This is a genomic window from Acinetobacter sp. ESBL14, from assembly GCF_036668815.1.
Lineage (GTDB): Bacteria > Pseudomonadota > Gammaproteobacteria > Pseudomonadales > Moraxellaceae > Acinetobacter > Acinetobacter gyllenbergii.
In genome coordinates this window covers 573,722-595,940 of sequence record NZ_JAZEVS010000002.1, presented here as the reverse complement: position 1 = coordinate 595,940, position 22,219 = coordinate 573,722, and the positions used below count along the sequence as shown (strand labels likewise).

The 22,219-nt window shown below is 41.4% G+C and carries 21 protein-coding genes; 15 read left to right on the top strand and 6 right to left on the bottom strand.

The window, feature by feature from the left end; translation table 11 throughout:
• The first annotated feature begins 525 nt into the window (after positions 1 to 525).
• From V6E90_RS11020 to V6E90_RS11010, 3 genes are read left to right on the top strand one after another with little or no spacing between them, the layout of a single operon-like run.
• A complete protein-coding gene (locus tag V6E90_RS11020; RefSeq protein WP_016541483.1) occupies positions 526 to 999 on the top strand; it encodes a YfiR family protein in 474 nt (157 codons plus the stop codon).
• 4 nt (positions 1,000 to 1,003) lie between these two features.
• On the top strand, positions 1,004 to 2,227 hold the full coding sequence (locus V6E90_RS11015) for a diguanylate cyclase domain-containing protein (RefSeq protein ID WP_332605323.1): 1,224 nt from the start codon (positions 1,004 to 1,006) through the stop codon (positions 2,225 to 2,227).
• Between the two features lie 8 nt (positions 2,228 to 2,235).
• Positions 2,236 to 2,715 (top strand): OmpA family protein, encoded by a 480-nt coding sequence (locus V6E90_RS11010; RefSeq protein WP_016541485.1) that lies wholly within the window; start codon positions 2,236 to 2,238, stop codon positions 2,713 to 2,715.
• Between the two features lie 48 nt (positions 2,716 to 2,763).
• On the opposite strand, the gene V6E90_RS11005 is transcribed toward V6E90_RS11010, so the two are convergent.
• Positions 2,764 to 3,774, bottom strand: coding sequence for a metallophosphoesterase (locus tag V6E90_RS11005; RefSeq protein ID WP_332605322.1), 1,011 nt, complete (start codon positions 3,772 to 3,774; stop codon positions 2,764 to 2,766).
• Positions 3,775 to 3,943: 169 nt separating this feature from the next.
• Between V6E90_RS11005 and V6E90_RS11000 the strand changes: the two genes are divergently transcribed.
• Complete coding sequence (locus V6E90_RS11000) at positions 3,944 to 5,506, top strand: phospholipase D family protein (RefSeq protein ID WP_016541487.1); 1,563 nt, start codon at positions 3,944 to 3,946, stop codon at positions 5,504 to 5,506.
• Here the strand turns inward: V6E90_RS11000 and V6E90_RS10995 are convergent.
• Positions 5,499 to 6,329, bottom strand: a complete 831-nt coding sequence (locus tag V6E90_RS10995) for a lysophospholipid acyltransferase family protein (RefSeq protein ID WP_332605321.1) — start codon at positions 6,327 to 6,329, stop codon at positions 5,499 to 5,501. The genes V6E90_RS11000 and V6E90_RS10995 overlap by 8 nt on opposite strands.
• A gap of 190 nt (positions 6,330 to 6,519) precedes the next feature.
• Between V6E90_RS10995 and V6E90_RS10990 the strand changes: the two genes are divergently transcribed.
• From V6E90_RS10990 to V6E90_RS10970, 5 genes are all read left to right on the top strand, one after another.
• Positions 6,520 to 6,660: a hypothetical protein gene (locus V6E90_RS10990; protein WP_016660471.1), complete on the top strand. Its 141-nt coding sequence runs from the start codon at positions 6,520 to 6,522 to the stop codon at positions 6,658 to 6,660.
• A 74-nt stretch (positions 6,661 to 6,734) separates the two neighbouring features.
• Positions 6,735 to 8,078: a ribosome rescue GTPase HflX gene (gene hflX / locus V6E90_RS10985; RefSeq protein WP_262758263.1), complete on the top strand. Its 1,344-nt coding sequence runs from the start codon at positions 6,735 to 6,737 to the stop codon at positions 8,076 to 8,078.
• A gap of 34 nt (positions 8,079 to 8,112) precedes the next feature.
• Complete coding sequence (locus tag V6E90_RS10980) at positions 8,113 to 8,484, top strand: hypothetical protein (RefSeq protein WP_332605328.1); 372 nt, start codon at positions 8,113 to 8,115, stop codon at positions 8,482 to 8,484.
• Positions 8,485 to 8,495: 11 nt separating this feature from the next.
• Positions 8,496 to 9,164, top strand: coding sequence for an LrgB family protein (locus tag V6E90_RS10975; RefSeq protein ID WP_332605320.1), 669 nt, complete (start codon positions 8,496 to 8,498; stop codon positions 9,162 to 9,164).
• An 87-nt stretch (positions 9,165 to 9,251) separates the two neighbouring features.
• Positions 9,252 to 9,695 (top strand): DUF2147 domain-containing protein, encoded by a 444-nt coding sequence (locus V6E90_RS10970; protein WP_016541492.1) that lies wholly within the window; start codon positions 9,252 to 9,254, stop codon positions 9,693 to 9,695.
• Positions 9,696 to 9,828: 133 nt separating this feature from the next.
• On the opposite strand, the gene V6E90_RS10965 is transcribed toward V6E90_RS10970, so the two are convergent.
• On the bottom strand, positions 9,829 to 10,524 hold the full coding sequence (locus V6E90_RS10965) for a DsbA family protein (RefSeq protein WP_332605318.1): 696 nt from the start codon (positions 10,522 to 10,524) through the stop codon (positions 9,829 to 9,831).
• Complete coding sequence (locus tag V6E90_RS10960; protein WP_065343330.1) at positions 10,515 to 11,339, bottom strand: MBL fold metallo-hydrolase; 825 nt, start codon at positions 11,337 to 11,339, stop codon at positions 10,515 to 10,517. The genes V6E90_RS10965 and V6E90_RS10960 overlap by 10 nt, the downstream gene beginning before the upstream one ends.
• A 134-nt stretch (positions 11,340 to 11,473) precedes the next feature.
• On the opposite strand from V6E90_RS10960, the gene V6E90_RS10955 reads away from it, so the two are divergent.
• Both V6E90_RS10955 and V6E90_RS10950 read left to right on the top strand, forming a co-directional pair.
• Positions 11,474 to 12,376 (top strand): LysR family transcriptional regulator, encoded by a 903-nt coding sequence (locus V6E90_RS10955; protein WP_016541495.1) that lies wholly within the window; start codon positions 11,474 to 11,476, stop codon positions 12,374 to 12,376.
• Between the two features lie 262 nt (positions 12,377 to 12,638).
• Complete coding sequence (locus V6E90_RS10950; protein ID WP_016541496.1) at positions 12,639 to 13,088, top strand: DUF2147 domain-containing protein; 450 nt, start codon at positions 12,639 to 12,641, stop codon at positions 13,086 to 13,088.
• 71 nt (positions 13,089 to 13,159) lie between these two features.
• Here the strand turns inward: V6E90_RS10950 and V6E90_RS10945 are convergent, their stop codons facing one another.
• Positions 13,160 to 15,343 carry a carboxy terminal-processing peptidase gene (locus V6E90_RS10945; RefSeq protein WP_016660472.1) on the bottom strand — a complete coding sequence of 728 codons (2,184 nt, stop codon included), beginning with the start codon at positions 15,341 to 15,343 and terminating at the stop codon, positions 13,160 to 13,162.
• Positions 15,344 to 15,592: 249 nt separating this feature from the next.
• Here V6E90_RS10945 and nagZ point away from each other — a divergent pair, with 249 nt between their 5' ends.
• Both nagZ and V6E90_RS10935 read left to right on the top strand, forming a co-directional pair.
• Complete coding sequence (nagZ, locus tag V6E90_RS10940) at positions 15,593 to 16,615, top strand: beta-N-acetylhexosaminidase (RefSeq protein WP_065343327.1); 1,023 nt, start codon at positions 15,593 to 15,595, stop codon at positions 16,613 to 16,615.
• 291 nt (positions 16,616 to 16,906) lie between these two features.
• Positions 16,907 to 17,749 (top strand): class I SAM-dependent methyltransferase, encoded by an 843-nt coding sequence (locus tag V6E90_RS10935; protein ID WP_332605317.1) that lies wholly within the window; start codon positions 16,907 to 16,909, stop codon positions 17,747 to 17,749.
• Positions 17,750 to 17,800: 51 nt separating this feature from the next.
• Here the strand turns inward: V6E90_RS10935 and V6E90_RS10930 are convergent, their stop codons facing one another.
• The gene (locus tag V6E90_RS10930; RefSeq protein WP_332605316.1) at positions 17,801 to 19,114 is read right to left on the bottom strand and encodes an alpha/beta fold hydrolase; all 1,314 of its coding nucleotides are present in this window, start codon (positions 19,112 to 19,114) and stop codon (positions 17,801 to 17,803) included.
• Positions 19,115 to 19,468: 354 nt separating this feature from the next.
• Here V6E90_RS10930 and V6E90_RS10925 point away from each other — a divergent pair, with 354 nt between their 5' ends.
• Complete coding sequence (locus tag V6E90_RS10925; protein WP_023271328.1) at positions 19,469 to 20,734, top strand: glutamate-5-semialdehyde dehydrogenase; 1,266 nt, start codon at positions 19,469 to 19,471, stop codon at positions 20,732 to 20,734.
• A 296-nt stretch (positions 20,735 to 21,030) separates the two neighbouring features.
• Positions 21,031 to 22,206 (top strand): acetate/propionate family kinase, encoded by a 1,176-nt coding sequence (locus V6E90_RS10920; protein ID WP_332605315.1) that lies wholly within the window; start codon positions 21,031 to 21,033, stop codon positions 22,204 to 22,206.
• The last annotated feature ends 13 nt before the right edge of the window (positions 22,207 to 22,219 follow it).

The following is a 22,219-nucleotide window of genomic DNA, read 5'->3' as shown; positions in this document are numbered from 1 at the left end:
ATTTTCTGACTAAAAATTCGCTCAAATAAACTTCGAGAAATTTCTACTCTTCAATCAATGAAATATTTTCGATTGATCAACTAGTAAAAATCCACACAAGTTGTTCTTCTATTCTCTTAATGATCTTCTCGATGATTCGTCATCATCAAGCTAGGTCGGCTATATTACTCTCAATTTCTTAAAAGTCAACAGGTAATTTAGATATTCAACAAACTTATCAACCAACCCAAGAATCTAACCATTTTAGCCAAATCCTTGTTTCTCAACAAGTTTTTATCTGCATCACCGCCGATGGATGTGCATTCTACAGTATTTCAGTTCAGGTGCAACCCCCTTTTTTAAATTTATTTAAATTATTAAATCAAGCGACTATTTTTTGAACTGAACAGTTACTTTTAATGCTTTTTCTTTATGTTTAAGAACTTTTTTTAAACAATTAAGTCCAGTAGAATATGTCTCTTGCTTCACATTTTTTGGCACTTTTGATTGAAAATACGGTTTGCTGGTAAAAAGGCTCGATATTTATTGCTTGCTGCATCATTTGCTGCGAGCCCGCTTTGCTATGCCATATCTACACATAATTTTTATGAGTTGGCTTTATCCATATTAAGTTATAGCAAATGGTCCAATACAAATCGCCCAACGATTTGTGTCATAGACAATCCAGATGCCGCAAATCAGTTTCAAAGCAACATTCGTCAACTTGCTTATGAATATCAGGTTCAGGCGGTCAGCGCTAAAGATTTTTCCAAAACTGAATGTCATGTTGCCTATTTCACAACAACTTCACCACAACAACAGCAGAATTTGATTCAAGCTTACCCATCTCGATCGCTGCTTTCATTAAGCACCAATAATCCAGCCTGCGAAGTGGGGAGTATTTTTTGCCTATATAATAAAAAGACCTTTTCAACCTTTAAGGTGAATTTGGATGCATTAACTTATTCCAAGGTTCATATTGATCCTCGTGTTTTACTTTTAGCGAAGAATGCGGGGTAAAACAGTGATTTCAAATTTATATCAATCAACCTCCTTACATGCGTTATTCCGTAAATCACAGTTTGCGATCTTTGCCATTACCTTTGTCATCTGTTCTTTTACCTTTGCCACAATTTCCATGTTCACCATGGAAACGTATGCAAAACAGAATTTACAATTATTAAGCCAAACGGTTCTGGAACGTGTTCAACCAGCCGTGGTGTTTAGAGATAAAGGGGCAATTGATCAGATTCTTGATGATTACACCAGTGAACATGCGATCCGTAGTATTCATGTTTATGACCCACAGCAACAGTTATTGGCTGAAAGTACCAAAAAAGTTGCGCATACATCAGTAATGCAAGATTTAATGGATCGTTGGTTTTTACATGACCCAGTTAAGCTCATGGTGGTCCATCATAAGAAAAAAGTAGGCGAACTGGTGCTGTATGGCAGCTCCGAAAATATTTTGCATTTTTTAAAGACCATTATTATTGGTCTGGCAATTTCAATGTTTTTCATTGTGATTGCATTGTTGTGGTCGGTGAATATTACTTATCGTCAAATTATGCAAGCAATTAAACCATTGACCCACATTGCACAATTGGTGAGTGATCAAAAAGCTTATAATTTACGTTTTCCAAACAACCATATCCACGAGTTTCAAAATTTAAATACGGTATTCAATGAATTGCTAGAAGAAATCCAAATTTGGCATACTCATTTGCAAAAAGAAAATCGTCAACTGTCATTCCAAGCTCATCATGATCAACTCACCAGCTTGCCAAATCGTCATTATTTTTATCAAGAACTATTTAATATCTTTGAAAACCCGCAATACCGTCACAACTCTGCCTTATTATTTATCGACAATAACAAGTTTAAAATGATTAATGATGAATATGGGCATTTAGCAGGTGATGCCGTTTTAAAAGAAATGGCGTATCGTTTAAGACTATCAGTTCGCCATGAAGATTTTATTGCACGTTTAGGTGGTGACGAGTTTGCCATTATTTTACATTCAATTCATCACGCTGATCATTTAACCACAATCGCTGAAGGAGTTCTCGCAAGTTGCGAACAGCCATTGGCGTTTAACGGACAAATGATTCATTTCGGTTTTAGCTTAGGGGTTGCTTTTTCTCAGTTTGCAGAGAATCCAGAGGATTTAATTATGCAAGCCGATCAAGCCATGTATAAAGCTAAAAATTTAAACCCACATTGGTTTCTGTATAAACCAGAAATTTAGGACATGTTATGCGCACTCACACTATTAAAATTTCATTTATTGCGTTGCTCTGCCTAACATTGGCTGGCTGCTTGAGCTTTGGCCCGTTGAAATATCGTCAGGTCAAAATGCTCAAGAAAGAAGGTTTTGTTCTCACGAATGAAGGCTGGACGTTGGGTCTACCTGAGCGCTTGTTATTTGATTTTAATAAGGCAGAAATCAAGCCTGAACATCAACAAGAGATTATTCGTTTAGCAACTCAATTGAATAAGTATGATCTACAGAAATTAAAAATCGTGGGGCATACTGATGATATTGGTAATCCAGAATATAACCAAAAACTTTCTGAAGAACGGGCTCAAAGTGTTTCAAGCATCTTTGTGGCTCAAGGATTCAAGCAAAATAACTTGACGGTCGTGGGTCGTGGTTCACACCAGCCATTTGTTCCAAATACGACTGATGAAAACCGTGCTAGTAATCGCCGCGTCAATGTCATCATCATTCCATAAGTAAATGGATTCAATAAAAAACCGACGCAATGCAGTCGGTTTTTTTATTTAAATTAGTTCGATGATATCAATCGTTGGAGGTACCCGGAAACGAAACGGTACACCAACCATCCCTGTCCCCACCGTAACAAACACGTCGGCATGTTCATGGGTATAGAAACCCTTCTTATGACCTAAAATAGAAACGCGTTTCATAATATAACTGGTGATCCAAGGCAGTTCAATCTGCCCGCCATGTGTGTGTCCTGAAAGCATTAATGGTCGTGTCGGCAGTTCAGGCACCATATCGACCGTATCTGGATTGTGCGACAAAATCAGCCAAGGTTTGTCTTGAGGTAAATCAGGCATAAAGCGCATATTGGCCTTACCTGCCCATAAATCTCCAATCCCGATCAAACGGAACTCATCAAAATCAACAATTTTTCCCTCAATATCCATCACGTTATTCTGTTCAAGTGCTCGGCTTAACAAAGTTTGAATTGGGGGCCCAGGATATTGTTCATCATGATTACCAGGAACCGAATACACAGGCGCTTCAATTTGCTTGAGTACCTCAAGCTCCTGTACCAAGCGGTTCTCAGGTTCATACGTCCAATCACCCGCCACCACCACTAAATCAGGTTGCGCTTGATTGAGTTTCTTCACAATGCTTTTTAATTGCCGTTCATGCCCTGAAAATAATCCGACATGCATGTCTGCAACCAAAGCGACTTTAATTGGTCGGGTAAATTCACGTTCTGAATTGAGTCGATACTGATGATGTTGAACATGAATTTTGTGCGGCTCAATAAAACGCGCATAGATCAACACACTGCTCAGTAAAAAAACGAATCCTGCTTGATGTAGGCTGTAATATTCAACCCAACCGGCATAAATGCTAAAGAACCACAGTGGAACTAATAAATAAGACAGATAAAACGCCAATAAATGTACAAAGGCTTTAAACGGATGGATAGTTTCTGTACGTGCTTGATGAACCCAAGCTTGAATCAATGCCCAAAATGCCAGAACGGCAAAAATAAGATAAAAACCCAAAATAATACTATCCGAATTCGACATTACAGCCCTCATTAACTTTAGCTTAGGGACATACATCTCATCTTATATTTATCTTTTTCGATGAAGTGGTATACTCGAGCCCAACTTTTAACCAGTAACGATTATGACGCAATTTTCTCATTTAAATAGCAAACATACAAAGATAAGTACAAGTACTTACAATAAAAGTATGATTGCGATTTATTGCTCAATTGCACTCACTGTTACGGGTTGTAGCACCTTACCCAAACATAAAATCGAACCTATTATTCAAACAACTGCACAGATTGATACCTCACAAACTTCTCTAGCGCAGGTGATAAAGCCTTTACAGGAACAACATCCAGACCTCACCGGTTATCATGTTTTATATGAACCTTTAGAAGCACTTGCAGCTCGACTGCGTTTAATTGATAAAGCCGAAAAGACCTTAGATTTACAATACTATATTTGGGACAATGACAAAGTTGGGGCTTTGGCCTTGCATGCACTGATCCGTGCGGCAGATCGCGGTGTTCGAGTGCGACTCCTCATTGATGATAATAATGCCAAGCATACCGAAGGCATTTTTTTAGCTTTGGCACAGCACCCAAATATTGAAGTCAAGCTCTTTAACCCCTACCGTTTCCGCAAATATCGCGCAATTGATATGGTATTGGATTTAAAACGCATCAATCGTCGCATGCACAATAAAAGCTTTATTGCTGACCATCAGGTTGCCTTGATTGGTGGCCGCAATATGACTAACCAATATTATAACGTCAGTGATACTTATCAATTTTCTGATGTGGATGTGATGTTGTTTGGTACGGCTGTGAATGATATTTCCAAATCATTTGATGATTACTGGAATCATGAATATGCCTATGATGTTCGAGAAGTGGTAAAACAAAGTGCTCACCGCTTAAGCTATGAGAGTCTTAAAGAGCAACTTGATGAGCACTATAAAAGGATTACTGTACAAAACTATGTCGATTTAACCAGCCGCTCCCAAGCCGTCGATGCCCTCATGGATCGAGATATTTCACTCGACTGGGTCAAGGCAGAGGTAGTCAAAGACTCTCCAGATAAAATTAAATCCAAAGCAAAAAAAGAAGAACATCTCAACTTCCAGTTAATTAACCATCTCGAACAACCAGAAAAAAACATCGATTTAATTTCGGCTTATTTTGTTCCTGAAAAGAAAGGGACAAAAATTTTAAGTGATTTGGCACAAGATGGTATCGAAGTCAGAGTATTGACCAATTCATTTAAGGCCAACGACGTAGCCGTGGTCCATGCTTTTTATGGTAAATACCGCCAAGAACTGCTGGAAAATGGCGTACAACTGTATGAGTTTCTACCAGCTTTAGATAAAAGTGATTTAGATAAACACACTGAAGAGCTGGCAAAAAAAGCCAAGGTCAATATCAAGGGTTTAAGCCGCTCCAGTCTACATGCCAAACTGATGGCACTCGATGAAAAACAGGTCTTTATTGGTTCTTTTAATTTTGACCCACGCTCGGCCTATTTGAACACCGAAATTGGCGTATTATTAAACAGTCCACCTTTAGCACAAGCAGTACATGCCACCATGGATCAAAACTTAAAAACCTATGCATATCGTTTGGTTTTAGATGCCAACAAAAAAATTACCTGGCAACGTGAAACCCCACAGGGCCCTCTAATTTATACCAAAGAACCCAAAATGAAATGGTGGCAAAGAGCAGGCATGAAAGTGATTTCATGGCTGCCGATTGAAGGGTTTATGTAGTTTCCACGCTTTCTGGTAGCACGGAGAGTACTTTTTGCTGTAAACGCGCTAGACCAGCTCGCATTTGGCGGTCAACCTCCTTGGTCAGCGTTTCTACCGTATGTCCTTCGACTGGAATCGCAGGTAAAGTCAGTAAATGTGCAGTGACTTTAGGCATCTCCAAAACACGTTGTACATGTTCTGCAAAAGACATCTCGCCAATGAATGGTGCAACCAAATCCAATTCACCCTTTTGGTTGACATAGCAAATCACACAAATCTGCACAGGTCGCTGTGCTTCAATTGCTGCACCTAATAAACGTCCGTGTACCTTTTTTACTTTACTGCCATCCGTTGTGGTGGCTTCTGGAAAGAACAGCACAGGAATATCTTGTTTTAAAAACTCAGTAATTTGCTCACGGATTCGAATCGAATCTCCTGAACCTCGTTTAATAAATAAAGTCCCACCACCCTTTGCCAAGTTTCCTAAAATAGGCCACTTTTCCACTTCCGCCTTGGCCAAAAAAAAGATACGTGCGCCTGAGCCTAAAACAGCCACATCCAACCAAGAAATATGATTGCTAACCCATAGGGCTGGTTCACGTGGAATGGTGCCATGCACTTCAACTTCGACATTAAAGACATCACACAAACGGCGACAGAAATACTGTACATAACGCGTATTTACAGGATTATTTGGATCTTTATATAAACCATGACGGTAAATAAGATAGAAGCCCTCACCAAGGGTTTCTAAGCCTGCGGCTAATTTTTTACTATATAAACTGAATTTCGAAAATAAACTTAAAGGTGTGTTATTTACTGCTGTTGCTTGTTGAGTCATAAATTCTTAAAACCGTACGCATAGATGCACATGTGCATTGAATTAACTCTGTTATATCATGTCGATATTGTCTTATAGAAGTTTCCTTCATAACAAAAAACGAATGTGAGCATAAATTTTTTCAATTTCAAAAGATTTATCAGATCAAATATCATAAATAAATCGAATTTACAAATTAAAAGGTGATGTGATGAACTCTCAAAGCACGACATCTGAAACACAAACCACCATTCCTTTTGGCTATGCTTTAAGGATGTTTTTGGGATGGTCGATTCTATACATGGGAAGCTTAGTCGGATTCATTGAGCTTATCCGCCGTAATATCATCTAAATCCGCGAAGGCTTTGCCCTTTACTTGAAGTTTATTCTAGAATAAGACTTTAAAAATAAGGATTTCATAAGCACGTGGAAAATTTTGAGCAGCGTCAAAGCGGTGAACGGGCAATTTTAGTCAGTGTATCTGTCCAACTCCTCGATGATCTTGATGCTGAAGAGTTTCGATTGCTCGCTCAATCTGCTGGCGCTGAAATTCTTGAACATCTCATTGTGCAACGCAATAAGCCTGACCCGAAATTTTTTATCGGTTCAGGGAAAGTCGATGAAATTGCTGAACTGGTCCAAAGTCTTGAAGCTGAATTGGTCATTTTCGACCATTCACTCTCGCCTGCCCAAGAGCGTAATCTTGAACGCATTTTGAAATGCCGTGTGATTGACCGTACAGGCTTAATTCTGGATATTTTTGCCTTACGGGCACGCACCCATGAAGGTAAATTGCAGGTTGAATTGGCGCAACTTAAACATTTATCCACCCGTTTAATTCGTGGTTTCACGGGTAATCTCGAACAACAAAAAGGTGGTATTGGCCTACGAGGGCCCGGTGAATCGCAGCTCGAAACGGATCGTCGTTTAATCCGCGTTCGGATTACGCAACTCAAAGACAAACTGATCAAAGTACAGCAAACCCGCTTACAAGGTCGGGCTGCGCGTCAAAAAGCCGCCATTCCGACCATTTCGCTCGTGGGCTATACCAATGCTGGAAAATCCACGCTATTTAATATTCTCGCCAAAAGTGATGTCTACGCTGCGGATCAACTGTTTGCCACCCTTGACCCAACCTTACGTCGTTTAGACTGGGATGGTATTGGTACTGTTGTGCTGGCAGATACGGTCGGCTTTGTTCGTAATCTACAACATGATTTAGTCGAGTCGTTCAAAGCTACACTCGAAGAAACACTAGAAGCAACTTTGCTATTACATGTGATTGATAGCAGTAGTCCGAACATGCCCGAACAAATTGAGGCGGTAGAGTCGGTCCTCAAAGAAATTGGTGCGGATGCTCCGATTTTGCATGTTTACAATAAAATTGATCTCAGTGGTGATGCTGCCAAAATCATTTATAAAACAGCAGACGTCCCTGATCGGGTCTATGTCTCTGCCCATTCAGCTCAAGGACTCGAATTACTCAGTCAAGCTGTACAACAGTGTCTGATGGGTCAATTACAACAGTTTGATTTAGTGTTAAAACCCGCTTACGGTAAATTACGCACGCAACTCTATACCTTGAATGTAATTCAATCTGAACACTATGATGAGCAAGGTGACCTGCATTTGTCGGTGTGTATTGCCCCTCATAAACTGGAACAACTCATCAAACAAGCACATTTACCATTAGACGAAATTCTTGGAAAAAAAGCTTCCCTATTTCAGCGGCCTTTGGAAGAATTTGAGATCGATCATCCATCAGCATAATTGCGATCAGCCATCGTTCAAATAAACGAGAGTAATAAAGAAAATGAAGAATATTGATTGGACAGCTTGGTTTGGCACGATTTTCTTAATTATTGTCTATCGTGAAGGGGCTGTTGCGATCACACAGGCTTTGGGACATCCTGAACTGGGTAATTTGGTGGGACTGATTAGCTTATTAATCACCTTATTGATTTGGAGACGGTTTAAAAAAATCTCCAATCGTTTGATTGATACCAACAACAAAATATTGAAAGAAAGTGGCTTTGCCTTTTTGCCCATTTGCGCAGGCTCATTAATCATGTTAGTACATATGGGCAAAGAAATTCCCGCATTTTTATTTATTTTAACTTTCAGTACATTATTGCCATTATGGGTCTATGCCAAAATGGCGAAACGATGGTTATAAGGAGCTGATCTATGTCAATGGTTATCTATGGCTTCATGATTACCTTCATCAGTTATCTGATTGCCAAACCGCTGAATCAAAAATTTCCGCAGATTCCTTTGATTGTTTTTGGCATGTTTATTGTCATCGCTTTCTTAGCCATTTTTGGTATTCCATATCAACAGTATATGGATAATGTGAACAACGTTTTTAGCCACCTGCTTGGCTATGTTACAGTTGCTTTGGCCATTCCATTGGCGGCCATGCGTTATGACGATTTGCCGCTTAAATCAATGATTGGTATCTTATGTTTCGCCAGCATTAGTGCAGTTGCGTTACCGATGGGCTTGGCCTATTTACTGCACATGTCTGAACCCACCATTATGGCTTTTGCTACTCGTGCTGTGACCACGCCCATTGCATTGAACATCGCAACACTCCTCCATGCTCCTTTAATGATGGTCACCCTGATTGTAATTCTATCAGGGGTGATAGGGGCTGCATTCTCGCCTTGGATTTTAAAGCATATCCATGACGAACGTGCTTCGGGTCTGGCACTAGGTTTAGCTGCACATGCAATTGGTACAGCTCAAGCATGGCAACGCGGTCCTGTCACAGGCCGTTATGCTGCCTTTGGCATGGCCGTAAATGGCGTATTTACAGCCATTTGGCTTCCGACTTTCATTCTCTCTTTATCCTAAGATTTGCCACAAATATCACATAAAGATTGAACTAGTTGTCAGATATCCTCCATAATGTAAGCTTAAACGTTAAAAGGATTTTTAATGATGGGCAAACAATTATTAAGTGCGTTACTTTTATCTGCGGTGAGCAGTTTTACTTTTGCAGAGGATATTACGGGGCTCTGGCAAAGTATTGATGACAAAACGGGGGCGCCTAAAGCATTGGTTGAAATTCGTAAAGAAGCGAATGGCACCTATGCAGGCAAAGTAGTTAAAATTACACCACGTACGGGTTACACACCGAAAGAAACCTGTGTGGATTGTCCTGCGCCTTATACCAACAAACCAATCGTGGGTTTAGATGTGGTGACGGGTTTAAAATATAGTGAAGGCCTAAACTATACCAATGGACGTATTTTAGATCCGAATACAGGCAAAATTTATAGTATGAAGGCCAAACTCAGTGCCAATGGCAAACGTTTGCATTTACGTGGCTATTTAGGTGTTTCTGCTTTAGGTCGTAATCAAATCTGGATTCGTGCTGAGTAAAAACCAATTCCGCTAAAAGCCATATTACGCGCTTTTCTCTGATCCTCTTGATCTCGGTTCCAGTCAAAAAAAGCTTCTTCATCTTATATTGCGATGAAGAAGCTTTTTATTTAACACGATAAACCAATTCAAATTAATCTGAGCCGTGCTTGATCATTTGCTCTAGATGCGCTTGCCAAGCTTCAGGTCGACCCAACCAAATCGTGCTATCTAAACGCTGAATTTGGCGATTAGCGTGACCCAATATAAATGTCGGGAAACCACCGCCACCTATACGGTTAAGTAATGCATGACTCTTGCTAAAATGTTGTTGGATTGCCAGTCCAGTTTGCGCTTGCATTGCTGCCTTGAACAAATGAACATCTAAGCCCATTTCTATGGCGATGTCATCCAACACAGAGAAATCGGCAATACGACGACCTTCCAGATAATGTGCTTGTTGCAAACGATGTAACATATCTAAACCACGCTCGGCAATCGACTCAGCAGCAAGTATCGCAATCGTCGGTGGTTCTGAATCCAGTACTGCGGTCATGTCATTTAACAGAATGTCATGGTAGGCATCACCAAAAGTTTGCCCACTGAGTTGTGCAATACGTAGATCATTAGGTTTAACATATTCACGCCACTCGGGTGTGATCATTTTACGACGACCATTTGCAGCGGTCATCATACCACCACCATGTAACTCAATTTTTAAACCTGCTACTTGACGTGCCGCTTCGACCAAAGGCGCTACGGCATAGCACCAACCACATAAAGGGTCGAAAATATAATGTAATGTCGCAACAGCATCATCTGCTTTGGTTTGGGTATTGATTAAGGCCATTGTAATTCCCCTTTCACCACTTTAGCTCCCAACTCCAAATAAGAACGATCTGCTAAATCTGGATAATGCTTCAACATGGCAGCAATCAGCGCATCAGCCGTCTCAGATGTATTCACTTCTTTTTCATAAAGCTCTAAATACGCTTGCATGAAGGCCACAGATTGAATCGTATAAGGTGGCTCACCATCACTATTCAGTTGGTAATGGCCTGGTATAACCAACTCAGGATTTAAAGATTGAATATGTTCTAACGTTTTCAACCAGTTTTGACGAGAACTTAATGTTGCTGTGTCTGCCATCCACACATGTTGATTCGCTTGTACAGGAATACCACCAACAATCGCTTTCAATGAATCAATCCATACCAAACTGCGCGCTGGGGTCGCACCATCTAGACCGATAATTTGTAATGTATGACCTTCTAGCTCAAAACGATCACCGTCGAGTACCTCAGGTACTAGAATCGCTTTCGGTACATTGTCCTTAAGTTGTGGTCCCCAGTATGCAAGTTTAATTTCTTTGGTTGCATCAATCGCAGCAACTGTAGGGGCAGAAGCAATAATTTTAGCTTCTGGAAAGGCTTTATGCAGTGTATCTAGACCGAAATAATAGTCTGGATCGCTATGACTAATATAGATGGTCGTTAATTTACGTCCACCCGCTTTAATCTTTTCAACCAAAGCTTCTGCATCATTTCGCTGGAACTGGGCATCAATCAAAACAGCCTCACGCTCACCAGAAATGAGGACTGAAGATACTGGAAAAATTGATGCAGGGCCCGGATTAAAAACATCTATAGAAAGAGAATGAGTCATGATGAATTACTCCTTTTAAAAGTAAAATTGGAATAGAACCAATATATGCTCATTTAATCGTGCTAAAAACCATTTGAAATGAGCTTATTTGTTGCATAAAATGAACAAATAGAATTCATCTAATGGATCACTCAATGGATCGTGTTACTGCCTGCTTCGTATTTATAGCTATTGTGGAACGTGGCAGTATGACTGCAGCAGCAGAATCATTAGATCTATCACGCGCCATGGTGACCCGTTATCTTTCCGTAATGGAACAATGGGCAGGTGCGCGTCTGCTCCATCGGACAACCAGACGTTTAAGTCTTACCCCTGCTGGCGAAGCAACTCTGCTGCGCTGCCGTCAATTATTAGACATTGCCAATGAAATCCCTTCAGCAGTAGGTGATTTGAATGAACAGCCAAGCGGTTTATTACGGGTGAGCTGTTCCCAATCTTTGGCACAAGATGTACTCACTCCGGCGATTACAGACTTTTTACTGCGTTATCCCAAGACCTCAGTAGATCTACACATCAATGACCGCATCGTTAATTTGGTTCAAGAGCGCATTGACCTTGCCATTCGTGTAACCAACGAACTCGATCCCAACCTCATTGCACGTCCACTCGGAAAATGCGCCTCAGTGGTATGCGCTGCCCCCTCTTATTTAGCAAAGCACGGGATTCCACGCACACCTGAGGATTTAGCCCTGCACAATTGCATGCCCTACACACATTTCAACAAAAGCTTATGGCAATTTAATGGGCCTGAAGGCATTACAGAAGTTCTGGTCGGTGGCAATCTGAGTGCCAACGAATCCAACGTCCTCTTAAGTGCCACCTTACAAGGCACTGGTATCGCGATGTTACCTGCTTATGCAGCCCGACCTGGGATTGATGATGGACGTCTTGTCCTACTTTTAGCTGAATGGCAACCACAAACACTGGGGATTTATGGTGTCTACAATACACGCCGACAAATGTCAGCAGCATTACGTGCATTACTCGATCTCTTGGTTGAGCGCTTTGCAGATCCGCGTTATTGGACTTCAACCTAGACGATATCCTGACTAAAATAAACGTGTCATGTAAATTCCACAGACTGGTTCCACCTGTTATCGCCCACATTCAGAAACGCTTAAAACCACTAAAAGTCGACTCTTTTTCAGAACTGCTGATTTAATTTTTTCTCAATTAAAAACATAAAAAATTGATTGAAACTTCAATGATTAATAATTTACAACTGTAAAATAATGATTGAATCTGTAATTAGAAATCCGAAATAATAGCAAGACATCATGGCAACTAGGGGGCTTGAACATGAACATTTTGCAAAAACTGATTTCTTTTTTCTTTCTTTTTACCTTAAGTCATTTTGCTTTTGCTCAAGATATTAGCGGGATCTGGCAAAGTGTGGACGATGTGACCGGTGCACCTAAAGGACAAGTTGAAATCACACAAGAAGCCGATGGTTCCTATACAGGTAAAATTATCAAGATTACCCCACGTACTGGCTATACCCCCAAAGAACTGTGTACAAGCTGCCCTGCACCTTATACCAACAAACCAATTCTGGGTTTGAATGCCATCACCAAGTTGAAACATAAAAAAGACCTCACCTATACGGGCGGGAAAATTCTGGATCCCAATAGTGGTCGTGTCTATAGCCTGACAGCAAAACTGAGTTCTAATGGACAACGTCTGCACTTACGTGGTTATGTCGGTGTCTCAGTATTGGGGCGCAGTCAAATCTGGATTCGGGTCAACTAAATACAATAAAAACACTCATCAAAAAGCCCTGTATCACACAGGGCTTTTTGATGACGAGAACACTGTAGTAATTAACGAGACTGTAACTTCGAGTAATCTAACAAGACATTTGCTGCTTCATTGATGAAGGTTTCTTCTTCAGGCAATGGCGGACGTAAATGTGCTTTCATTTTGGCACGCGACTCCACCAAGGCATCAATCGAAGCTTGATAACTTTCCCAGTTGGCATAAGGTGCTAAACCTGTTGCACTACGGCGTTGATTTTCAGCATTCAAGGTTTGTTTCTCAAGATCAATCAATTCGGCACGACGTTGATTAATGTCGAGTACCACTTTTTTCTGATCTGAAGTTTTCTTGGCAATCGCTTTACGAGCTTCTAAATATTTAAATTGAGAATCTGCAGCAACACGTTGCTCAGACGACTGTGATAGTTTTGCCACATAAGGTTGAACAGAGCCTTCACGCTTAAATGGTGCGGTTGGAATGGTATCCCACTTTAAGGCATTTTTCGCTTTACGCTCACCAAACTCTTCGTTGTAAATATCCACCAACTTGATATCTGGAATTACACCTTTGTTTTGGGTACTTCCACCCGTAATACGGTAGAACTTACGCTGGGTTAACGTCGCCTGACCATAAGCCAAAGAGTCTAACTGAACCTGTGCCGTTCCCTTACCTGTGGTGGTACTGCCAATGATAATCCCGCGCTCATAATCCTGAATTGCCGCAGAGTAGATCTCACTTGCAGATGCCGATGCCAAGTTCACTAAAACAGCCATCGGGCCTGCATAGATTTGCTCACCACCATCAGTATCTTCAAATACATTAACGTTACCATTGCCGTCACGGATTTGCACCACAGGACCAGACTTGATCACCTGACCAAGCATACGTGCCACTTCCTCCAAAGAACCGCCTGGGTCATTACGTAAATCGACCAGAATCCCTTCAACTTTTTGTGCTTTCAGTGACTCTAGAGCCTTCGCAGTATCTTCAGAGACTGAGCGATATTCAGTCCCTGCACGGCGTGAACGATAGTCAAAATAGAACGATGGGATTTCAATCACACCAAAAAGATGTTTTTTACCATCACGGGTGATTTCAACGGTACGTGAACGCACTCCCGCATCTTCTTCTTGAATAATGTCACGAGTTAAGGTCACATTCCGTGCTTGACTCATCGATGCGCCGGCACCCAGTAAACGTACCACCACTTTGGTACCGCGCTTACCACGAATCAATCCTACGATTTCTGAACTCGGCCAGCCAATCACATCCACCATTTTCTCGCCATCTTGGGCCACGCCAATAATGCGATCACCAGATTTTACCTGACCTGATTTACTGGCTGGCCCACCTTCAACGATGGTTTCGATCTTGGTGTAATCCTCATTACCACGTTCTGGACGAATCGAAACCCCGATCCCTTCCAGTTGCAAGGTGGTTTGACGATTCAACTCCATCGCATCAATCGGTGGATAGTAGTTACTATGCGGATCATAAGTCGCCAACATCGCATTTAAAGTCTTATCCAGCACGTCATCGCTTTTCACACGACCAATACGCTCTAATTGACGGGTATAACGTTTTGTTAAGGTTTGAACAGGGGTTAAATCCTCAGGCCCTGTTAAATCTTGACCATTCGCCAGCGATGGATCTGCTTTCAGCGCCTTTTGTTTGGCCTGTTCTTCTTCTTTACTAATGGTTAAATTGATGAGCTGTGAAACTAACATTTTTTGCCAATGTTGTTGTTGCTCAGTCGTCGTTTTAAAGTACGGCGCTTTTTCACGATCCGTATCGAGATAGACATCTTTTTGATTCAGGTTCTGCGGCTTTTTCAACTCAGCCAACATAAACTCATAGAATTGTTTCAAACGATCACGATATTGTGCATGAATCAGAAACGGTCCCGTTAAGTTACCTGCTTTTAACGAACTGCCAAAAGTTGACCCATATTTTTTTTGATAATCTTCCACTTCACCGCTCAGAAATAATGAATGATCTGGATCCAAACTATCCAAATACATATTCAAAATACGGTTTGAAGTGGTGGCGTCTAGGCGCATATTTAAATAATGTTGACGATCAACCAATGTGGCTAACTGACGTGCAACCAAGGCCTGTTCTTGTGATGGCTTGATTACCGTTGAAACGACAGGTGCCTCAGTCGCCGCAAATGCCTCATTCATGGTATGAGAGAAAAATAAACCACCAGTCGCGATTGCAACTGCACACGCTATCATTTGAAGTTTCATAAAATTTTGGTACTTCCTTGGATATGGCAATTATCACATGTGGATGTGATGAAGATGAACATATTTCATCCAAGCACTTCACAACATGTAAAACTTATCAGTCATCCTAAATAAATGACCAACAAGCACTTATCATCAATATCATGTAGTTTTATCATATTCTGTACTGACAAAATGTAGCAAATCATTGCACAATTTAGCTATCGTTTTTTTCATCAAATTTTTTATCAAAAATCTAACGGAATCCTTATGATCGGCGCGTTGATGCTGGATATTGCTGGCACAGAACTTACTCAAGAAGATATTGAACTATTACAAGCTCCGCAAGTCGGCGGCATGATTTTATTTGCACGAAATATTGAATCCCCTCAACAAGTCCGTGCCTTAACCGATCATATGCGTCAAATCCGCCCAGAGATTTTGATTGCGGTGGATCAGGAAGGTGGTCGCGTCCAACGCTTAAGACAAGGTTTTACTCTACTTCCTGCCATGGGTCGATTAGGCGAACGCTACCTCAGCAATCCACAACAAGCACTTGAACTGGCTGAGCAGTGCGGCTGGTTAATGGCGATTGAAGTCCTCGCAGTGGGGATTGATTTTAGTTTTGCCCCTGTTTTAGACCTGAATGATGTGAGCGATGTGATCGGCGATCGTGGTTTTGCCAAAAATATGCAAGACATCGTGCCACTAGCGGATGCCTTTATGCGTGGTATGAAAAAAGCAGGCATGGCCACCACAGGCAAACATTTCCCTGGTCATGGTTCAGTCAAAGCTGACTCACACGTTGCAGCAGCAATTGATAGCCGCTCATACCAGGAAATTTACGACAAGGACATGCAAAGCTTTATCCAGTTGATGCCTCAGCTTGATGCGCTAATGCCAGCCCATGTGATCTATGACCAAGTTGATCCAAATCCAGCAGGCTTCTCACCATTCTGGCTACAAAAAATCTTACGTCAACAGCTTAAATTCGACGGCGTTTTATTCTCAGATGACTTGAGTATGCAGGCTGCCTGTGTCGCAGGTGGTGCCGATGCACGTATCCAAGCCGCTTTAACTGCGGGTTGTGATATGGGCTTAGTCTGTAATGACCGTGCAGCTGCCTGTACAGCCTTAGATGGAATCCAAACGTTGGCGTTACCAAATCAACAACGTTTAGAGCGTATGCGCGGCAAAATTCCAAATATTCAGGTTGGTACGACATTGACTTTAGATGATGAAAACTGGCACAGCGTCAGAAAAGTCATTGAAGAGTTTAAGAATTCGTTCTAACTTTACTTAGATTTCTTCATCGTTTTATTAACATAATGGAATCTTGCCGAGCGCTCATCTGATTGAAGGATTTTGCCTTCGGCTCGACTTACTTTTCAGGGATGAAAAGTAAGCAAAAATCCTTTGTTAGGCTGAGGGTACATCCTTGTAACCCCAGCCCAACGGCGGCATCCATGCCGCCCCACGATAGTAAATAACAAACCTAAAATCGGATTTGGTAGAAAAATCTCAATTTTTAAAAAAGAGATTAATTTTATATATCCCAATTAGGAAAAATAGAGTCTAGGACAGATGACACAACAACTTTCGAAACATCGCCACATTTCATTTACCGCGCACTACACTGGCTATATCTGGTATCAAATGGGGATTTCACATCCAGCACTGGCAACCGCAAAAGGAAAAACGCTGGCAGCCTTAGTTCATCCAATTGAAAGCTGGGCAGAAAAATATGTCGGTGGTAGCATGCGCACCACGCTTAAACAACGTCACAGCATGCTCGACAACCAGTTAAAAGAATTGATTGAACAACATCCTGATCTACAAGTGCTTGAAATTGCCTGTGGCTTATCACCACGCGGTTGGTGGTTTAGACAACATTATCCAAATATCAGCTACCGTGAATTGGATTTACCTGACATGGCTGCCACCAAACAAGCAGCACTACAACAAATTGAAAACAATAATGATGAAGTTCTGTCTGTCGACTTGTTTACTGATGCCTTTGCCTCTGCCTTTGAAGTATTTGATCCACAACGTCCACTGGTTATTATCAGTGAAGGACTGATCAATTACTTTGAAAAACCGTTATTACAACAACTGATTCAAGCGATTGCCAACTATGGTCAAGGCTTTAAAGCATTGCACTATCTAACTGACATTTACCCAGAACCTACCCAAAATAAATTAGCCACGATTATCTGGAACAGTAGTCGTTTATTAAAATGGATGTCTCGCAGTGCCTTTAGCTTTCATTTTCAAACCCCTGCCGAAATCGAACAGTTTTTCCACGAAGCAGGTTTTAATCAAATTAACGTCCTACAGCCAAAGCAATTTTTTGAACAGGTAACCTTAGAAAATACGCAGCAACATTTAGGCGACTTGGTCTGGATGATTCAAGCCACCAATAAATAGGCACACAAAAAAAGTGGCAAATTGCCACTTTTTTTAATCTTGGACTACCCGTTATTCAGTTGGCTTCTGGCGTTGAATAAAACGAGTCAAACGCTCTGCAATATCAAAACTACCGTGTTTAAATAAGATGCGCAGTCCTTGCTCAGTTGCATCAAAGATTAAACATTCAATTTTAAACTCACCTTCTTCATCAGCTAAATGCAGGGCTAAATCACGTGGGTGTTGATTGATAAAATCAAGCTGTTCAATATTGTGGAGCTTTAAATACACACCAAAGAAAGTGATATCAACGATCTTCACATTCGCTTCTGTCGCAAGATGGCGATGCGACAGCTTGCTTTCAGGCTGTAATACCGCAATACGCTCTTCACCACGACGTTCAATCTGCTGCATTTGCTCACGGCTCATCGAGATAATGCCATCCAGATTTTCGATGGACTCTCCCTTTAAAAAGGTGGTAAACAAATTCATGGTTTCTTTACGGCGTTGTAGTTGCGGCACATGATCTGCATTGGCAATCAACGCAAACTGCATATCCTGACACTGCAATGCAAAATCTGCATTTTCATGCGGTAAAGTAAAGCTGTCATACTGCCCTGCCGCAACCAACGTTTTACATTGTGGTACAGGAACATCACTTAAACGCAATAAACGGTTGCAGTTGATTTCATAGCGTTCACGTTCTGTTGCACTAAACTCAGCCATCTGTCTGAAGAACAAACGCTTTGCTGTTGGCGACATCCGAGTTTTATCGAGTTTGGCATGATTGACCAAATAAAGAATCACGGCTTGACCGAACTCCTCCATACGGTCTTCACGCATTAAATGCAGTGATTCTTCAAGCAGCATGCGCCAACTCTTACGAGTCTTCTGCATCACCCCCATCAATACCATACGGTCGATCAGCTCAGGGCGTTGGTCTGCAAAGGAAGAAGCGACCACTGAACCCAATGACATGCCCATCACTGAAACTTTATCAATGCCAACAATATCCAACCATTGGCCAAGCATTTTAGATAAATCAGGCAGTTCTAAAATGCCAGCAGACTCACCTGTATCAACATTGCGAATTTGTTGATTCGCACCCATTGAAGGTAAATCGATTAAAATAACAGGACCACTCTCAAAGAGTTGCTCAACACAATACTTATAAGAGTTAAAATTTTGAAATGCGCCCCCGACAATTACAATCGGCGTGTTGTGGATCGTTTTCGGATCTGCAATTGCCATATATTCAATTTTCCAACCATCGATCCACGTAGTACGCGCTGGTTGCTTAAAACTGTTTTTATTGTAAATGTCGAAAAAACCAAAGCCTGTGTAGGTATGATTTATATCCGAGTCCATTTGGATAATGGAATTCATGTCCTTCCTCCATCCTTGTTTATTTTTTTGTTGCAAAAATCTCATTTTCAGCGATTTATACTTGCAAGTTAACAAATTTATAAAATTTGTATTACATTTATCCTATACTTTTTCATTCTATACATATGCACGTTTTATACGCAATCATTTCCTTAACCACTTATCTTGTTTAGAACATTAATCTTTTGCAAAATATGTAATCTCAGCTTTAGATTCAATATCTTCGTCATACTAAAATAAAAACTTTTGTGCCAATTAACGCTTCATAATTTTTTGAATTGTCAGTTCAGCCTATTCATTGTTCAGCCGTTGACTGTTACTATCTTTATAAATACATGCAAATCTCAAACTGCTATGCAAGATTCTATTCAAAATTATATGCAACAGGTCGGTGCTCAAGCACGTCAAGCCTCTCGTATATTAACGAGCGCGTCGACGCATTTGAAAAACCATGCCCTCTCTGCAATCTATACGGCTTTGGAAAATAATCAAGCCCAAATTTTAGCAGCCAATCAAATTGATATGGACAATGGTCGTCAACGTCAATTGGACAATGCTTTGCTCGATCGTTTAGAGCTTACCCCCGCACGTTTTAAAGGCATGTTACAAGGCTTAAAAGATGTGATCGCCTTGATTGATCCCATCGGAGAAATTACTGATTTAGCCTATCGCCCTTCAGGCATTCAGCTTGGAAAAATGCGTGTACCTTTGGGTGTAATCGGAATGATCTATGAATCAAGACCGAATGTGACACTTGAAGCAGCTTCATTGGCTTTAAAATCTGGCAATGCCATTATTTTACGTGGTGGCTCAGAAGCACTTGAATCGAATAAGGCGATTGCAACGGCGATTCAACATGGCTTACAAATCTCGGGTCTACCCGAACATGCCGTACAAGTGATCGATACCCCTGACCGTGCCGCAGTCGGTCATCTGATCACCATGACTGAATTTGTCGATGTAATTGTGCCACGCGGTGGTAAAAGTCTAATTGAACGCATCAGTAATGAAGCACGTATTCCTGTGATTAAGCACTTAGATGGCAACTGCCATGTTTTTGTTGAAGCACAAGCAGACCTGCAAAAAGCCTTACCAATTGCCCTCAATGCCAAAACGCATCGTTATGGCGTATGCAATGCCATGGAAACCTTATTGGTCGATGAAGCGATTGCGGAAGAGTTCTTACCGCGTATTGCTGAACTCTATGCTGAAAAGCAAGTTGAGCTGCGTGGTTGTGCTGAAACACAGCGTATTTTAGGCGTATCTGTAAAAACAGCGACAGAGGAAGATTGGTATACCGAATATCTCGGTCCCATTCTTGCAGTCAAAGTGGTCACAGGGATGGATGAGGCGATTGAGCATATCAATAAATATGGTTCACACCATACCGATGCGATTATTACCGAAAACTTTAGTCTAGCCCGTGAGTTCTTAGCGCGTGTGGATTCAAGCTCAGTTATGATTAATGCTTCAACCCGCTTCGCTGATGGCTTTGAATATGGTTTAGGTGCAGAAATTGGCATTTCAACCGATAAAATTCATGCCCGTGGTCCAGTTGGCCTTGAAGGTTTAACCTCGCAAAAATGGATTGTATTTGGCGACGGTCAAATCCGCCAATAATCAAACCGAGCATATGAACACAGAAACACGATAAAGGCCATTCATTTGATCTTTATCGTGTTTTTTATATATTTACATACAAAAATAATGATAAAACCAACAGATCAATCAAAAGAATCAAGCATTTCCAATCTATACTGAATAGGTTGAATTATAAACGGGTTGTATAGGCTAAAGTCTATCTTCGCCAAGACGACATCCCATGTTAAAACATTGCGCTTGATTCCACTGCCTCATGCGTTGCAGCAAAATCAAGATGTTCATCATAAAATTTAAAATCTGTTAGGTGTTCAAACGTGGCTATATCTGTATTAGTAATTAACTGTGGTTCATCATCAATCAAATACGCACTCATTTCTGAACGTCGTGAAGATCGTATTTACGGTTTGGCAGAAAACCTGGGCGCAGCAGATGCCCGCATTAAAGGCGTCACCCTTGGGGGCGAACCATTAGAACTCTCGATTCCTTATGCAGATCATGCCAAAGCCCTTGAAACCTTGCTGGCACGTTTAGCCAATTACAATCCACAAGCGATTGGACACCGCGTCGTACACGGCGGCGACATCACCAAAGCAGAATTGCTTACACCTGAACTGGTTGAGCGTATTGAAGCAGCAACACCTCTTGCACCACTGCACAATCCTGCACATTTGATTGGGATTGAGGCCACCATGCGCCTGTTCCCTCAATTGCCTCAAGTGGCTGTCTTTGATACTGCCTTCCACCAAACCATGCCTGAACGTGCTTATCGCTATGCTCTACCCCAATATCTGTATACCGAGCATCAAGTACGTCGCTATGGTTTCCACGGCACCAGCCATGCTTATGTGACTGAACGCGCCAGTGAACTGGCAGGCCATAAAAATGAGGGCGGCTGGTTGAGTGCCCATTTAGGTAATGGGAGTTCGACTTGTGCCGTCTGGAATGGTCATAGCGTCGATACCTCAATGGGGATGACGCCACTTGAAGGCGTGGTGATGGGCACACGTAGCGGCGATGTCGATCCAAGTTTACATTTGTTCCTTGCCAGTAATTTGGGTTGGGATATCCAGAAAATTGACAGCATGCTGAATAAAGAAAGTGGCTTATTGGGATTATCAGGTTTATCCAACGATATGCGTACCTTGGTTGAAGCCTCTGAAAATGGTCATGAAGGTGCAACCCTAGCCATTGAAGTGTTCTGCTATCGCTTAGCCAAATCTTTATCGGCTTTGAGTTGCGGTCTACCACGTTTAGATGGTTTAGTCTTTACAGGTGGTATTGGCGAAAACTCGGCTTATGTCCGTGAAAAAACTTTAGGCTATTTAGCTCACTTTGGCTTGCAGTTTAGCAAAGAGAAAAATAATGCTTTAGCTCGTGGCACAGAAGGTCGTATCGACAATGGTGCAGGTCCACAAATTTGGGTGATTCCAACTGATGAAGAAGGTCGTATTGCCAAAGAAACACGCCAAGTACTTGAACATACGATTTAATCAAAATATTAGA

What these genes read in the sequence shown, in the direction of transcription:
- V6E90_RS11010 (WP_016541485.1), top strand. Translation starts at nt 2,236, where the DNA reads ATGCGCACTCACACTATTAAAATTTCATTTATTGCGTTGCTCTGCCTA.
- V6E90_RS11005 (WP_332605322.1), bottom strand. Translation starts at nt 3,774, where the DNA reads ATGTCGAATTCGGATAGTATTATTTTGGGTTTTTATCTTATTTTTGCC.
- V6E90_RS11000 (WP_016541487.1), top strand. Translation starts at nt 3,944, where the DNA reads ATGATTGCGATTTATTGCTCAATTGCACTCACTGTTACGGGTTGTAGC.
- V6E90_RS10995 (WP_332605321.1), bottom strand. Translation starts at nt 6,329, where the DNA reads ATGACTCAACAAGCAACAGCAGTAAATAACACACCTTTAAGTTTATTT.
- V6E90_RS10990 (WP_016660471.1), top strand. Translation starts at nt 6,520, where the DNA reads ATGAACTCTCAAAGCACGACATCTGAAACACAAACCACCATTCCTTTT.
- V6E90_RS10975 (WP_332605320.1), top strand. Translation starts at nt 8,496, where the DNA reads ATGTCAATGGTTATCTATGGCTTCATGATTACCTTCATCAGTTATCTG.
- V6E90_RS10970 (WP_016541492.1), top strand. Translation starts at nt 9,252, where the DNA reads ATGGGCAAACAATTATTAAGTGCGTTACTTTTATCTGCGGTGAGCAGT.
- V6E90_RS10965 (WP_332605318.1), bottom strand. Translation starts at nt 10,524, where the DNA reads ATGGCCTTAATCAATACCCAAACCAAAGCAGATGATGCTGTTGCGACA.
- V6E90_RS10960 (WP_065343330.1), bottom strand. Translation starts at nt 11,339, where the DNA reads ATGACTCATTCTCTTTCTATAGATGTTTTTAATCCGGGCCCTGCATCA.
- V6E90_RS10955 (WP_016541495.1), top strand. Translation starts at nt 11,474, where the DNA reads ATGGATCGTGTTACTGCCTGCTTCGTATTTATAGCTATTGTGGAACGT.
- V6E90_RS10950 (WP_016541496.1), top strand. Translation starts at nt 12,639, where the DNA reads ATGAACATTTTGCAAAAACTGATTTCTTTTTTCTTTCTTTTTACCTTA.
- V6E90_RS10945 (WP_016660472.1), bottom strand. Translation starts at nt 15,343, where the DNA reads ATGAAACTTCAAATGATAGCGTGTGCAGTTGCAATCGCGACTGGTGGT.
- nagZ (WP_065343327.1), top strand. Translation starts at nt 15,593, where the DNA reads ATGATCGGCGCGTTGATGCTGGATATTGCTGGCACAGAACTTACTCAA.
- V6E90_RS10935 (WP_332605317.1), top strand. Translation starts at nt 16,907, where the DNA reads ATGACACAACAACTTTCGAAACATCGCCACATTTCATTTACCGCGCAC.
- V6E90_RS10930 (WP_332605316.1), bottom strand. Translation starts at nt 19,114, where the DNA reads ATGAATTCCATTATCCAAATGGACTCGGATATAAATCATACCTACACA.
- V6E90_RS10925 (WP_023271328.1), top strand. Translation starts at nt 19,469, where the DNA reads ATGCAAGATTCTATTCAAAATTATATGCAACAGGTCGGTGCTCAAGCA.